Consider the following 14,628-nt stretch of genomic DNA (forward strand, 5'->3'; position numbering starts at 1 on the left):
AAGGGAGCCATGCACCGGCAGAGTAAAGGCTTCACCTTGATCGAACTGATCATCGTCGTGGCGATAGTTGGCATTCTGGCGACTATTGCCTCTCCAAATTACACCGAGTATGTGAAGAGAACCCATCGCGCCGAAATCGCCGGGCTGCTCTCGGAAACGGCACACCAGTTAGAACGCTTTTATTCGCGCAATGGGCAGTATTCAGATTCTATCGGTCCGCCTGCTGTGACGCTTGAGGTCTCTGCAGGAAACGCTTTTTACACGCTCGTCGCGGATCGCACGAATGCTCAGGCGTTTACCCTGATCGCCACGCCTGTCGGAACGGCCATGATGGCGGGTGATAAATGCGGCAGCTTTGTGATCGACAATGTCGGCAAGCGTGACAATTTAAACGTGGCCAGTGAGGCTATAACTCTGCTGTGCTGGAGCCGTTAACTTTTTAGTCTGGCTCCGTTAAGGTTTAAATCAGTCGCGATTATTTCCAGCATGCTGCGCTGTCAGTTGACGTTGTTGAGTCTAGTGACGTTGTTCTGGTTCCCGTTTGATCAATAGTTAGCGTGCCACAAGTATCCTTGGCCTGTGCGTCTTGTGGGACCACCTGAAACGTGTACGTCGTAGCACTTGGGGCACCCTTGAAGCTGAGCTTGTATTTGCCAGATTGAGAGGCTACGGGAGTGTCAACGGTTACTTTAGCCGGGGCCACTCCCGTAGCAAAGCCTAACGCTGCAAGATCAGCCGCTGCATACGTACTATTCTGCGCATAATATCGTTCCATCCGCGCGACCCCGTCTGTCAGCATTGCGATGCCTTCGGACCGATAACCGTGTTGTATGTGCTTCGTATAACTCGGGTAAGCAATCGCAGCAAGAATACCCACGATTGCCACGGCGATAACCAGCTCTATCAGGGTGAAACCGTGTTGCGCTTTCATGTTGTTACGCATGCTGAGTTCCTAAGGCGAGGGGATGGCGCGCCAGGTTTGACGGCCATTATAAAATGTCCCGCCGGTAAATGAACTGCCGACACCATTGCTGTTATAAGTCTTTCCGGTGATCGAACCATTGGTTGCGTTGGAGGCGACGGTAAAACCACCTGCGCCAGAGCCGAAACCACTTACAATATTTCCGTTGTAGTTATCTGCACTGCTGATGACTCCATTTTGAGAAAGGTCGAACACTGTGAAACTGGTTTGTCCACCGGTTGTTGGGTCCAGGCCGTATCTCCATCCAATAATGCCTGGTGAACAAATATCAGTGCTGGGTGTGCGCGTAGAGGCCAGCAGCACACTGCCTGAAATAACCAGTGGATCAACTATCCGCTCGCCCAGTAGGGTGCTGTTGGCGGTCAGGTCCAGGTACCAACCGTATTTTTTTGTCCAGTCTACGGTGTTATTACTGATAACCCGGATGGCGGCCGTGGTGCTGCCAAAGGTAGCGTTGTTGTCCTGCGTCGTAATGGTCTGCGCTTGTAAACTGGATCGAGCAAGCAGTGAGCCTGCGGTCCTCGCCGATGTATCCCAAATACCATACAGGGTCTGCAGATCCGTGCTGGCCTTGTCGGCCGTAGTGAAGTCACGGCCGGTACCGAATATCACCAGGGTTCCCGTTCCGCTTGGGTGTGCCACTACAACAGGGGCCGCGGTAATGGATTGAACTGCTGAACCTGCTGCATCGCTCACGGTTGCGGTATAGAGAGGTTTTCCACCAAACCCAACGGTAAAGCCCGTTGCGCTCGTGCTGGTGAGGTCGAACTTCCATAGATTGCCTAACAGATCACCGGCATAGACATAGTCAGCGATACCGTCCGAGTTGGAGTCCAGTACGACCGGAGACGATAAGCCGTTATTGCCGCCGATGGATGTCTTAACTTCGGTAACGGTACCCGTCCCAACGTCGATGATAAATAGCGCTGCAACGCCGTTGTTGCCGCTGTAGCCATTGCCTACGACGACTCCCCAGTTTCCTGAATGCAGCTTGGCAATTACTGGCGTGGAAAAGCTGTAACCCAAATCGGAATTGTTCTGGAAGGTGAATTCCCAAAGCAGGGTTATGTTGTCTGGGTCTGTAACATCCAGTGCGAAAATTTCACGCCCTCCACCTCCCAATGTTCCTATCAGTACGGTGTGCCATGCCCCGCTGAAGTAGACGTCTGAAGTGACAGGCGTGCCATCAACGTAATATCTATGCAGTGACGGGTTTGAGTTATAGGTGCTGGTACTTAGGGCGCTGAGGTTGGGGATGACTGCGGTAGGAATAAAGGCAAACTTTTCGACGCCCTGTTCGACGCCGGTACTGGCGTCGAATGCGTGCAGCATACCGTCGTTGGCGCCCACATACACTTGCGCGCGGCGGGTGGCTTGGGTGGTTTTAAACGTCGTGTAGTCTCCCACTGCTCCGCCCAAGGTTTCCGCGACCGACGGAACGAAGCTGGCGGTGCTGACGATCGCAGGTGCAGAGTTTACGATATCTCCTATCAATGAGGCTCGTTTGCGGTAGGTCGATGTCTCATTGCTGGTGTCGCCACGAATGAAATCTACCTGTGGCGAGGTCAAAGTGCCCGTTGGGAGATTGGCAAAAATGAAGCTCTGCAGGCTTGTGCCGTTCGAGTTGGCCATCATGATCTTTCTCGAGCCCCAGGCGGGCATTTTTTGGCTGGCCACCCAATTGGTCGCTGTACTCGTCGTAAAGCTTGAACCCACGGTTGTAGTGGTAGTGGTTGTTTTAGTCAGGTCTCCACTCCAGTAGGCGACATTCATGCTGTTCACGTAAGTAGAGGTCAAGTTATTGGTACTCAGTGACTGAGACACTACGGGTGCCGCAACCGAGCTGTTTGTTTGCAAAATCTGATTGAAGGCTTTGGATAGTTGTGCTTTTAACGTAGAAGCGTTGGTAACCAAGAAGTAGTTGTTGGGCGTTTTTGCCGTGTTTGAGTCCCACTGTCCGGAGACGGGCAGGCTGCTGGCTGTGTTGGTCGAGTCACCGAAGCCGCCCCACTTGGCCGCGTACCAGAGTGGGTTCTGCAGGTTGGTGACAGCGCTCGTCGGTGACGCGGTAAAGTTGCGTGTATGGCTAGTGGTAGCGGTACCGTTGATTTTGACGGGGACGCTGCTGGTCAGCATGCCGGGTAATTGGCTGCTTGTGCCAGAGCACGGGCATTGGCCGGGAAAGTTCGCTCCGGGCGTGTCCAGAGCATAGTTAGTTGTAGTGGTTGAGCCTCCGCCGCCCCTCACGTCTAGGTAGATGCCGTCATGCGTCGTCCCGGAGATGGTGTAACCCATGTGGGATTCGTAGCCCGCGTTCGAGTAAGTCGTCTGCAATGTAACATCAAGCGTCCCGCCCGAATTGACCGCTACCGTATAGAGCACGATAGCGTCCATATCAAAGTCGCAGCCTTGGGTGCAGTCATCGTACACGACCCTGAAAATAGCCTGTGCCCGGCCCCCATTTTTGGTGGAGTCGGAGGGTTGGCCAGGCATGTTATAGAGCGAGTCAATGAAGAAGCCGCTGAAGCGTTCGGTTGCGTAGTTGGGGGCAGTACTGACAACTTTACCTAAAGGTACTAGCGTAATGGTGCCGCTGCCGACGGGTATCTGAATGCGCGGTAGTGTTGAGGATAGGGCAATAGAAAACGTTTGAACTTTTTGATTGCCGAGCGAGGTGATCGGGTTGGTGTTGGCGTAATAGGCGACCGCTGCAGCATTATAGGTCCCTTGTCTTGTAGGCTCGTCTGGAAGTCCTCGTATGCTACCAAAGCTTGATGCAGTTTTGGCGGTAGGTGCGGAATCGTTGTTGGTCAGCACTTCGCCGATATTGATACTTGCGCTTCCACCTATCTCATTGTTCCATATAGTGCTGCCCAGGGTTGAAACGTTCAGCGTTTGTAAGGCCGCCGGAACTGCGGTGGGGTTGGAAAAGCTGCTTCCTGGGAGATCCGAGTCATAGCTTGGGTTTACGTCGCTGAATAAGGTCTCAAACGGTTTGGAACATTTTGGGTAAGTGGGATTGGTGGCATTCGCATTTGGTGTAAGTGAGTAAGGATTTGTCCAGCTGGTCAGCCCGCTAAGGCCGAGCGCTGTATCGGCTGCACCGGAAATATAGCCAGGGGTGGGCGTTGCAGCGCCACTAAAGTAACGCATCGTTTCATACATCATTTCTGCCAGTGGGTTTCCCGCGTTTGGGCAGGTCGAGTTTAGCGGGATGGTGATAGAGCCGCATGTAAGAGGGCTTAATATCAAGCCGTCGAGCGTCCCGATGATGGCACCTTTAGTATAGACTGAGCCCGTTTTTGTCCCGAAAATACCAGTGGAGGGATCAATTTCGGTGGCAAAGCTGCCCATCGCCTTGCGTAGGGCTCCGCCTTGGAGGTTGTTAGTGTACGTGCCCGTCATCAGGCCAAAGTACATCTGATTGCCTTCACCGTAATCATGAAGGATGCCAGTGGGCTTGTATTGGCCATTCGGATACAACTTGCAGTTTGTTTCCAGAAAGCCCGTTTTACAGGCCTCTACCCTGACGGCAAAGTCAACGGGGGCGACCGTAACGTCGACGAGGCTTGTGTTGGTGGCGGTGGTTCCACCCTCAACAACTTCCCGGGAAACCCAGCCAAATATACGGACGTTGGCAATGTTGGGAAGTACCCTCAACAGTGGAGGGTACGTGGCTTCAGTTGTTCCTTGGCTGTTGTTTGCAAAAAGTGCGTAGTTTCCGGCGGTGGGGTTTGGATACGGTGTGTAGTCGGAGAGGTTATAGCCGTCTACTGCCAGGCTATTGTATTCCTTGCCCCATGTCTGGGCGTTCGTGGATATATAGGCCCTGGACAAGATTGTTTGTGTGGCAGTGTCGACATAGCGATAGCCGCCATACAGTACTTTTCGTAATGCGTCAGCCCTGGAAGTGGTCAGGTAGTTCAGGTAGTCGCCGCTCCAGTTTCCACTGCATTTTTTAGTGGCGGTAATAGACGTCGGAGAGAAGTAGCCGTTTCCATAGGTGTAGCATTTTCCGGAATCGAAATACCCCAGGTAAGTGATCGACGGTTTGTAGCGGATGTCGATGGACCCATCGCCGTCCAGGTCGGAGGCATCATTATAAGCAGGAAAAAAAAGCTTGTTGTCGCGTTCCACCAACAGCATATTTAAGGGGGGGACTGCGGTATTGACGAAGTTTGGCAGTTGCGCGGGGACTTGGCTGATGGTTGCTGCTTCTGTCGTTGAGCAGTGTAGGGACAGCATGCTGGTCAGTGCGATGAAAATACTGTAGATTTTTTTTGAGCAGTTCATGAGTTGTCCAGTATTGACACGTCGTTAAGGGTAATAACGGGCGATTACAGTGCGCAGGATGACGCGTTGGGTCGTGGTATCGCTAGTGCACAACACGGTAGAGGCGCATGAATTGATTTCGTAGTACCAGGCACCACACCCCTTGACTGCACAACTATTCTGGCTCACGCCATTCAACTTTCCGAGCTGTACGACGTACCATTGAATTTGCGTATTGTATGCAGTCGGGGCAGTGGCCATATTTGCTGCATTGGCCGCTGTGAATTGGGTCGGGGTATCAGCGTTGGTATTTGTCGTGAGCTCAGACAGCACCCACGGCAGGCAGGTTATTGTCGTGCAGCCTTTAACTGACGGGGGGGCTGCGAGCGTGCTTATACTGTTTTCTCCCATACGTAAACCGGCTTCCGCTGCGCTCTTCAGGGTCTTTTGCTGTTTGAGATTGGCAGTGATACGAGACTCAAGCGACACACCACGCATGCTGGAGATGGCCAGGACAGTAATGATCAGCAGAAAGATAATAGCAACCAGCAACGTTACCCCTGATTGGTTGCGCGCCACTGGGGAATGGGTCGAACTCAAAGGAGCGGTCATTGCATCTGGTTCCTGAGCATGATGGTGCCCTGCACGATTTGGTAAATCTTGGTGTTATCGGAAATGGTCCCGCTAAAGCGAGTATTCCAGTCGGACAGTATCTTTGGCACATCAGTGGTATCGCGAATCATTGAGGCGCCGTTTTGCATGAGGGCGGCATAGCGGACCGCCCCTATCGTTTGAGCGGTGCTGGGGGTAGGGCCAAAGATGGTCACTGTCTTAGTGTCACCCACGCCGATGCCATCTCCGGCGCCGTAGTCGAAGCGGATGTCGGCAACCCCGGTAACCAGTTGTTGTGTGGTGCCGCCCGTCGTACACGTTATTGAGTTCGTCGTGGTATCAAGGGCGATTTTTTCAACGAACACAGGGTTGGCTTGCGAGTAGGGTTTTGCGATGACGTTTTGATCAGTGATCGACAGCGCCACGCCTTGGCAGGACACGTCGGTTTTATTACTGGCCTGGTACTGAATACACAGCGAGGTGGCCGAGAGGGCGACCACCGAAACACCAGCGGGGAAATTACAGCCTGAAACGGAGCCGTTATTGGCGATTAATGCGGTCGGCTGGCTTCGGTAGCCCGCTTTTGATAGTTCCTGGCCCAGCATAGCAAGCGCGAAGCGGCCATTTTCCTGGTTGCCAAGCTGGCTCTGCTGAAAGAGATAACTTTTCTGGTTGGTTATAAAAATTTGGGTAATGCCAAGGATTAAAATGCAGCCAATGGTCATGGCAACCATCAGCTCAATCAGCGAAAGGCCCTGCTGATAAGGATAAATAGTGTTTGTTTCAGCGCTTAAATTCATCACAGTCGCGTCCTGATTTTGTACGTGCAGGTCGTCGTGCTGTTTGAGGGATCCATACAGTCGCCTGCTGTCTTGACGGTCCATGAAAGTTGTATCTCTATTTCGCTCCCTGTACCGCAACTTTTCGCTGTTATGTCGCCTGGCGTTGTGCTGTTGCAGACGTAAAATCCACTTGTTAATAGGGTGCTGGCACCCGGTAGGGCATTGCCTGCTTGAACCGCCCAGCAGCCGACTTGATCATTGAAACTGGTGGGCGTGGGGATGCAGGCGGGGGCGCCTGGAAACGAAGCTCCGGGTAATTTCTGACAACTACCGATGGCGCTGCAATTCGGGTTGCTTCTGATCAGTTCCAGCAAATCATCCGCGAGCATGATCGCGGTATTCCGTTGCACCGAGTCCTGCGTGTAAGGGATCGCCTTGCTTTGCAGGCCGACCATGCCCAGCACACCAATAACAATGATCAGTAGACTGACCAGCACCTCGATCATGCTGAAACCGGAAGATTTGCTGGCGGTGCCGGTTATCAATTGCATGCCCCCGCTGGCGCGTTGATACGGCCGCTTCCTTGTACACCGACATATTGGGTTTGAATCGCGGCGTCTCCGTTGTAGCTGAATTGAAAGCAGGCTGCCGATGAGGCGTTGCCAGTGGGTGAGAACTCGATACTGCCTATTGTTGCCGTGATGGTGACCCCCGTTTGCAGTCCGCCAGCGCCAATTTGTCTCAGCACGACAGTCGGAGATTTGGTGCTCACTGCAATGTCACCATTCCAGCCAGTCTTATCGGCGCCCGGTGCACTGATGGTGATTTTAGTCCCGCGTGTCACTGCCTCGCCGCGGGAGTACTGCAGCAGGTCGTAAAGCTCATTGGCTGTGGCGGTCACGTTGTTCTTATGGACCAGGTGGCTGAAGCTGGGGATGGCAATAGCGGCAAAGATCGCGACGATGACCACGGTGACGACTAATTCGATCAACGTAAATCCACGACTAGAGTCTGCTGGGCATGGGCTGTGACGGCTACGATGCGCTTTCGAATGTCTGAAGCCAGAGCCGAAATCCATGACGGAAATTCCATTTGGCAGGTTGAAATATCGTGATACTACCTAGATTGAAAGTCCTTATGTAAGAGATATCCGGGCAATTCAGCAGACCAGTGGCATTTTGACGCTCTAGCCGTAAGGGCTATCGTTGTTGCCGCCCACAAGCGCCATAATCGAAATCAGCTTCGAAAGGCGATTGCCGGTTAGCTCGGCGGCGTCCCCCCTTTTTTACTGTTGGATAAATAATGGCCAAGCATCAACAAGTAGTAATCGTCGGCGGTGGGGTTATCGGTCTGTTGACCGCGTTCACTCTGGCGGCCGAGGTAGAAAGCGTTGTTTTACTCGACCGTGCCGAGGTGGGTCAGGAATCGTCCTGGGCCGGTGGCGGCATTGTTTCGCCACTTTACCCTTGGCGCTATAGCCCAGCGGTGACCGCGTTGGCGCATTGGTCGCAGGATTTTTATCCACAGTTGGCCGAACGTTTGTTTGCGGCCACGGGGGTTGATCCTGAGGTGCATACGACGGGCTTGTATTGGCTTGATCTGGACGATGAAAAAGAAGCACTGGAATGGGCAGTTCGGGAGAACCGGCCGCTGAGTGCGGTGGATATTTCGGCGGCTTACGCTGCGGTGCCGGTGCTCGGTGAGGGGTATTCGCGAGCGATCTACATGGCGGACGTCGCCAACGTGCGTAACCCGCGTTTGGTGAAATCGCTGAAAGCGGCCCTGCTGGCGCTGCCCAATGTCACGCTTCATGAGCAGTGCGAAGTCAGTGGCTTTATCCGTGAGGGTGGCAAGGTCCTGGGCGTCAGCACGGCGGCGGGCGACATCCTCGGGGATCGCGTGGTGCTGGCGGCGGGTGCCTGGAGTGGCGAACTGCTGAAGACCCTTGATCTGGAGTTGCCGGTCGAGCCGGTCAAGGGTCAGATGATCCTGTACAAATGCGCCTCGGACTTCCTGCCCAGCATGATCCTCGCCAAGGGCCGTTATGCGATTCCGCGACGTGACGGGCACATCCTTGTCGGCAGTACGCTGGAATATGAGGGCTTCGACAAAACCACCACCGACAGCGCATTGGAGAGCCTGAAGGCTTCAGCCGTTGAGCTAATTCCGGCACTGGCGGACGCAGAGGTTGTGGGGCATTGGGCCGGTTTGCGCCCAGGCTCGCCTGAAGGCATTCCGTACATTGGCCCTGTGCCGGGCTTTGATGGGTTATGGCTGAACTGCGGGCATTTCCGCAACGGCCTGGTGCTGGCGCCCGCGTCGTGTCAGCTGCTGGCGGACCTATTGTCCGAGCGTAAGCCGATTATCGATGCCGCACCGTACGCGCCAGATGGAAGATTGGTAGGCTGAGAATTTGGGGCGGGCTGAATAAACCTGCCCGCCTCAAACGGCTATGAGCCAGCGTCGCGTAATGCAAAGTCCTGCCGCATAGGGCTCAGTTTGAATTATGGAGAGCTAGTTCCACCCTCTCAAGCAAAGCATCAGTTGCATTGAGTAGGTCAGCGAGCAGCGGCTCATCTACATCCATATAGCCCTCATACTCAGCCAGGTTTCGTCGTTCATGGCACAAAGCAAAAAGTCGAACCTGAGTCTTGCTCAACTCCAGGGTATGGATCAGGCACTGAAATACTAAGTATCGACGGTCTGAGCGATATCCGCAGAGCCTCAAGGCTGTCAGGGCCAGTGCGTGTGCGGTGTTGTATGCCAGGTCAAATCGGCTGGCGAAGGACAGTGTGGAGTTGTGGGCATCCGTTAAGCGATCAATAGCTGATCGCAGCAATCCCGCGCATTCCTTCTGATCGGGCGGTTCGGCTTTCAGGCTGCCGCTACGAACCAGGTTTTCCAGATTTTCGTAATTACCCATCCTTAGGCTCCTTTGGGTTGTTTCCAATGATGTTGATCTTTTCCTGTTGCTCAACGCGCTGAACAAAGCTGTTGCCAGCTTCCTGTTTGGCCAGCCAATCAGAAAGCGTGTAAAGCGTTGGGTTTATGGTTCTGCCTAGCTGCTCTTCAAGAGGAATCAAGAGCTCCATGACTTCGCTGTAATGCAGTTCGTCGCCGATCAGCATCAAGTCTATGTCGCTTGCGGCCTGCGCTGTCCCCTTGGCAATGGAACCATAGATGAAGGCCCAAATCAGAGTGGATGCAAGCGGCGCGAGAGCGAGGCGCAGTTGCTCGGCAATACCGAAAGTCTTGCGCACGATGCTGATGAGTTCTGAATAAATGGGGCAATCTGGATTGGCTTGATAATGAATTTGATTTCCCCGACGTCTCACGGTCAGAACTCCGGCACCCTGCAGCCGCGCCAGTTCGCGCATCAAGCTGCCTTTGCCAACGTTGGCCCAGCGAACGATTTCATTGGTAAAAAAGCTTTGATCGGGTTTGCCATAGAGCAAACCTAGCACCTTCTGCTGAGTGGTCGTAAATAGCGCGTTGCCGAGTGATGGAGCAGGCATGGCAATCTCTAAGGTCCCAAAAAGGGAACGATAGGTCCCTTTTTAGGGACTATCAAGTAGGCATTTTCAAACGGCTCAATCCAGCCCCAATTTCTTAAGCCGATAACGCATGGACCGAAACGTCAGGTTCAGGCGTTGGGCGGCGGCGGTGCGGTTCCAGCGGGTTTCTTCCAGGGCTTGCAGGATCAATTTGCGTTCGATGCTTTCCAGGTAGTCTTCCAGGTTGTCGATCTCGGCCAGGTTGGGGCCGTCGGGGTCGTGGGCGCAGGGTGAGTCGGCCAGGCGCAAGTCGCTGGGTTCGATCTGGTCGTTCTCGCACAGGGTGTGGGCGCGTTCGAGGATGTTTTCAAGTTCGCGCACATTGCCAGGGAATCGATAGCCTTTCAGTGTGTCGAGCGCTTGTGCGTTGAGCCTGGAGGCGGGCTGTCCCGAGCCGTCGGCCAGTCGTTTGAGTACATTGTCGGCAAGTTGGACGATGTCTTCCCGGCGCTCGCGCAAGGACGGCACGCGCAGTTCGATGACGTTCAGGCGGTAGTACAAATCCTGGCGGAAGCGGCCAGCGGCGACTTCGGCGCTCAGGTCTTTGTGGGTGGCGCAGAGGATGCGCACGTCCACGACCAGCTCTTGCTGTCCACCGACACAGCGCACGGCCTTTTCCTGGATCGCACGCAGCAGCTTGACCTGCATGGCCAGCGGTAGGTCCGCAACCTCATCAAGGAACAGCGTCCCACCGTCAGCGGCCTGGAACAATCCGGGTTTATCTTCGACCGCGCCGCTGAAGCTGCCTTTGCGATGGCCAAAGAACTCACTCTCCATGAGTTCCGAGGGAATTGCGCCGCAGTTGACCGGAATAAAGGGCTGATTGATGCGCGGACCTTGCTCGTGGATCAGGCGCGCTACCAGTTCTTTGCCGCTGCCGGACTCGCCACTGATGTAGATCGGCGCCTGACTGCGCGCCAGTTTGCTGATTTGATTGCGCAATGCGCGCATGGGCGGGGAGTTGCCCAGCAAGCGGCTGTCGATACTGGTGCTGTCAGCCGTGGCCGGGGGGTGCAAGCGCAAGGCGCTGGTCACCAGCTCGCGGAGGAGGGTGAGGTCCACCGGCTTGGTCAAAAAGTCGAAGGCCCCGGCTTTGAGTGCATTGATTGCCGTGTCGAGGCTGCCATACGCGGTAATCATCGCCACGGGCACCTGCGCGTGACGCTGCTGGATGTAGTGCACCAACTCCAGGCCATTGCCATCGGGCAGGCGCATATCGGTCAGGCACAGGTCGAAAGGCTCGCGCAGCAGCCAGTCGCGCGCTTCCTTGACGTTGCGCGCGCTGCGGGTATCGAGTTTCATCCGTCCGAGCGTGATTTCCAGCAGTTCGCGGATATCCGGTTCATCGTCGACGATCAGGATTTTTTGCCGTGGGCTCATGTTTAACTCAGTTTGAGCGGATGGGCGAAGGTGATGCGAAAACAGCTACCGTCACCTTCCTGTGGTCTGTAGTCCAGGTGTGCCTGATTGCTTTCGCACAGCTCGCGGGAAATATAAAGGCCCAGTCCGGTGCCTTTGTTTTCCGTGGTGAAGAAGGGTTCGAAAATCTTGCTCAGGTGCTCGCTGGTCACGCCTGGGCCATCATCGAGCACTTCAAGGATCAGCAAGTCACTGATCGGATCGTGGCACAGTGTAAGCCAGACCTGGGCCAGGTCATGGGCCTTGGCGCTGTAACGCAATGCGTTCTGCAGCAGGTTGGTGAGCACTTGCGCGAGTTGTTCAGGGTCCATGCGCGTGGTCAGCGTGCCCATGCCGATTTCAACATGCAATTGCTGATAGGCAGTAACGGAGCTACGAAAGTCGCTGATGAACTGCTCTAGCCAGCGTCGAACATCAAGTGCCTGAGGTTCGGCCTGGCGTCGGCGAGACAGCTGCAAAACGTTTTCAATCACAAGATTCATTCGTCGCGATTGATCATGAATGATCTGGCTCAGGCGACTGTCCGAGGTCGTCAGTTCTTCGGACTCCTTGAGCAACTGAGCGGCATGGCTGATGGCGCCCAGTGGATTGCGAATTTCGTGGGCGATCCCGGCGGTCAGGCGGCCCAATGCGGCGAGCTTGAGTTGCTGGGCCTGCTGGGAAATTTGCGACAGGTCTTCAAGGAAAATCAGGGTATGACGTTGTTCGCCGCGGTTGAGGGCGATAAAGCTTGGTTGCAGCACCGGGCCGATCGAGGACGTCACCACGCTGTGCGGGCGTAATATCGGGTTGATCTGCCATTGCCGCAACCGCTCGACCAATTGCGGTGAGTAATCGTCGATGGTTTCGCCGATCAGTTGCTCCTGGCCCAGCAGGGTCAGCGCGCCATGATTGGCCAACAACACCTGACGTTGGGCGTCGAGCACCAGAATGCCGGTGCGCATGCGTTCCAGGATCAGCGCGTTGAGTTCTTCCAGCTTGTCGACATCCGCCGCCCGTTCCTTTGCCAGCGACTCGCTGAGGTGCAGGCGACGAGTCAGCGCTTGTACCAGCAGCGCGGCAGCAAAGCACATTGCGCCAAGCGAGCCGGCCTGGAGATACTGGTTATAGGCAGAGGGGCGGTTAAAGCTGAGGTAGAACGTCGGATAGATGATACCAATGGTCGCGACGGCGGCGATCAATAGCCCAATGCGCCCGCGCAGCAACACATTGTTGATGGCGACTGAGGCGATCAGCAGGTTGCCAATCCCGCTGGGGGCGCCCCCTCCCGCGTAGAAAAGTGCCGAAAGCATCACCGCATCGGTCATCGCCAGGCCGAATATCTGTACAGCGCTGTGCGGCCTGTCCAACAGCACGACGACCAGAATGTTGAAGATCAGGTACAACCAGCAGCCCGTCCGAAACAGGCTCGCATTGGCCACCTCCAGCAGGTCATCGTCCAGATTGCTGGAGATCATCAGGACCAGCGTGATGCCTATTGTCACGCGATAAAGGTGATTTAGCCGCAGGATTCGCTGAGCCTGATTGCCGCTCAGGGAGAGCGCCTCAGCGGGCACTGGAGCCCGGGCCTTGTTCCAGGTGTGTCTGGCTGCAATACCACTCTTGCCCCTGGCTTAGTGCACGATCACGGGGCAGATGAACACCGCACTGCGCGCAACGGACCATGGGCGCGGCAGCGATTTCAGGCGGCTCGGCCTGCCTGGAGGGCGCAGGGCGTTTACCCATGCGTTTGAAGAAATATACCGCCGCTCCAATTAAAACGACCCACAACAGTAAGCGAACCATGTCTACCAGCTTTCTGATTAAAGATTCGGCAGTGTAGCCAAGGAGCTGACGGGCGCACAGCGGATAAATGCGGAATAAAAAAAGAGGCCCGCAGGCCTCTTTTTCAGTACGACTGAATCAGTCGAAAATACCCAACGTCATGTAGCTGAACCAGGAGCGGTCTTTACTGCTGCCTTCTGCCTGGTGATTCTGCTCGTCGAGTTCTTCCTGATTGGCAGGCAGCAATTCGGACGGGATAGAGTCCTTGGCATCCTGATACTGCTTGATCACGTCCTGGTTGGCGCGGGTTTCACCCGGCGGCAATGGCGGACGGCTGCTGATCAGGCCCAGGGTGACCTTGGACAGCCAGGAGCGGTTGTCTGCGTCGGCGACCTGCTGCACGAACTTGCCATCAACCAGGCTTGGATGGTTGGGATAGTTCAGCTTGAGGACTTCCAGGCTAGTGGCAGCCAGATCGTCCAGGTGCATATGCTGATAAGCCTCGACCATCACGGCCAGGCCATCGCCGACGGACGGTGTTTCCTGGAAGTTTTCGACCACGTAGCGACCGCGGTTGGCGGCTGCTACGTAAGCCTGGCGGGTCAGGTAGTAATCCGCTACGTGAATCTCGTAGGAGGCCAGCAGGTTGCGCAGGTAAATCATGCGCTGCTTGGCGTCTGGCGCGTAACGGCTGTTGGGGTAGCGGCTGGTGAGCTGGGCGAACTCGTTGTAAGAGTCGCGGGCAGCCCCCGGGTCACGCTTGGTCATGTCCAGCGGCAGGAAGCGAGCCAGCAGGCCGACGTCCTGGTCGAAAGACGTCAGACCCTTCAGGTAGTAGGCATAGTCGACGTTGGGGTGCTGTGGGTGCAAACGAATAAAACGCTCAGCGGCAGACTTTGCAGCCTCCGGCTCACCGTTTTTATAGTTGGCGTAGATCAGCTCCAGCTGTGCCTGATCGGCATAGCGTCCGAACGGATAGCGCGACTCCAGTGCTTTGAGCTTGTTGGTAGCACTCGTGTAGCTACTGTTGTCCAGGTCGGCCTGCGCCTGCTGGTACAGCTCGACTTCGCTCAGATTTTCGTCGATGACTTCTTTCGATGAACAGGCAGCGGTGAGTGCGAGGATGGCGATCAGCAGCAGGTGTTTCACTTGCATGGCGGCTAGCGTCCCTATGACGGCCCGCTGTCTTGGGCGGGGCCGTCCTGTTATGATGGGTGCCCCGTGAAACCTCCGGGGCAAAAGA

Annotated in this window: 14 protein-coding genes; 2 read left to right on the forward strand and 12 right to left on the reverse strand. The window is 55.3% G+C overall.

Annotation, left to right across the window (positions count from 1 at the left end; translation table 11 throughout):
- Nucleotides 1-9: 9 nt before the first annotated feature.
- Nucleotides 10-435 (forward strand): type IV pilin protein, encoded by a 426-nt coding sequence (locus AC1ME2_RS17550; RefSeq protein WP_480435559.1) that lies wholly within the window; start codon nt 10-12, stop codon nt 433-435.
- Nucleotides 436-475: 40 nt separating this feature from the next.
- Here the strand turns inward: AC1ME2_RS17550 and AC1ME2_RS17555 are convergent, their stop codons facing one another.
- Genes AC1ME2_RS17555 through AC1ME2_RS17580 form a run of 6 tightly spaced genes read right to left on the reverse strand, consistent with a single transcriptional unit; the run spans nt 476 to nt 7,726 of the window.
- Complete coding sequence (locus AC1ME2_RS17555; RefSeq protein ID WP_480435560.1) at nt 476-943, reverse strand: type IV pilin protein; 468 nt, start codon at nt 941-943, stop codon at nt 476-478.
- Nucleotides 944-952: 9 nt separating this feature from the next.
- Nucleotides 953-5,275 carry a pilus assembly protein gene (locus AC1ME2_RS17560; protein ID WP_480435562.1) on the reverse strand — a complete coding sequence of 1,441 codons (4,323 nt, stop codon included), beginning with the start codon at nt 5,273-5,275 and terminating at the stop codon, nt 953-955.
- A gap of 24 nt (nt 5,276-5,299) precedes the next feature.
- Entirely contained in the window at nt 5,300-5,866 is a 567-nt protein-coding gene (locus tag AC1ME2_RS17565; protein WP_480435563.1) for a pilus assembly PilX family protein, read from the reverse strand.
- Nucleotides 5,863-6,750 (reverse strand): PilW family protein, encoded by an 888-nt coding sequence (locus tag AC1ME2_RS17570; RefSeq protein WP_480435564.1) that lies wholly within the window; start codon nt 6,748-6,750, stop codon nt 5,863-5,865. The genes AC1ME2_RS17565 and AC1ME2_RS17570 overlap by 4 nt, the downstream gene beginning before the upstream one ends.
- Nucleotides 6,666-7,199, reverse strand: coding sequence for a type IV pilus modification protein PilV (gene pilV / locus AC1ME2_RS17575; protein ID WP_480435565.1), 534 nt, complete (start codon nt 7,197-7,199; stop codon nt 6,666-6,668). Before pilV ends, AC1ME2_RS17570 begins: the two co-directional genes overlap by 85 nt.
- Entirely contained in the window at nt 7,190-7,726 is a 537-nt protein-coding gene (locus tag AC1ME2_RS17580; protein WP_480435566.1) for a GspH/FimT family pseudopilin, read from the reverse strand. The genes pilV and AC1ME2_RS17580 overlap by 10 nt, the downstream gene beginning before the upstream one ends.
- Nucleotides 7,727-7,950: 224 nt before the next feature.
- On the opposite strand from AC1ME2_RS17580, the gene thiO reads away from it, so the two are divergent.
- Nucleotides 7,951-9,057 carry a glycine oxidase ThiO gene (gene thiO, locus AC1ME2_RS17585; RefSeq protein WP_480435567.1) on the forward strand — a complete coding sequence of 369 codons (1,107 nt, stop codon included), beginning with the start codon at nt 7,951-7,953 and terminating at the stop codon, nt 9,055-9,057.
- Nucleotides 9,058-9,142: 85 nt separating this feature from the next.
- Here the strand turns inward: thiO and AC1ME2_RS17590 are convergent, their stop codons facing one another.
- The 6 genes from AC1ME2_RS17590 to AC1ME2_RS17615 form a co-directional block, all read right to left on the reverse strand.
- Nucleotides 9,143-9,571 (reverse strand): hypothetical protein, encoded by a 429-nt coding sequence (locus tag AC1ME2_RS17590; RefSeq protein WP_480435569.1) that lies wholly within the window; start codon nt 9,569-9,571, stop codon nt 9,143-9,145.
- The gene (locus tag AC1ME2_RS17595) at nt 9,564-10,163 is read right to left on the reverse strand and encodes a nucleotidyltransferase domain-containing protein (protein ID WP_480435570.1); all 600 of its coding nucleotides are present in this window, start codon (nt 10,161-10,163) and stop codon (nt 9,564-9,566) included. Before AC1ME2_RS17595 ends, AC1ME2_RS17590 begins: the two co-directional genes overlap by 8 nt.
- 75 nt (nt 10,164-10,238) lie before the next feature.
- Nucleotides 10,239-11,582: a sigma-54-dependent transcriptional regulator gene (locus AC1ME2_RS17600; RefSeq protein WP_480435571.1), complete on the reverse strand. Its 1,344-nt coding sequence runs from the start codon at nt 11,580-11,582 to the stop codon at nt 10,239-10,241.
- A 2-nt stretch (nt 11,583-11,584) separates the two neighbouring features.
- Nucleotides 11,585-13,177: a sensor histidine kinase gene (locus AC1ME2_RS17605; RefSeq protein WP_480435572.1), complete on the reverse strand. Its 1,593-nt coding sequence runs from the start codon at nt 13,175-13,177 to the stop codon at nt 11,585-11,587.
- Nucleotides 13,167-13,406, reverse strand: coding sequence for a PP0621 family protein (locus AC1ME2_RS17610; protein WP_480435573.1), 240 nt, complete (start codon nt 13,404-13,406; stop codon nt 13,167-13,169). The genes AC1ME2_RS17605 and AC1ME2_RS17610 overlap by 11 nt, the downstream gene beginning before the upstream one ends.
- 117 nt (nt 13,407-13,523) lie before the next feature.
- Entirely contained in the window at nt 13,524-14,540 is a 1,017-nt protein-coding gene (locus AC1ME2_RS17615) for an outer membrane protein assembly factor BamD (RefSeq protein ID WP_480435574.1), read from the reverse strand.
- Between the last annotated feature and the right edge of the window lie 88 nt (nt 14,541-14,628).

The organism is Pseudomonas sp. ASL9 (genome assembly GCF_056680335.1).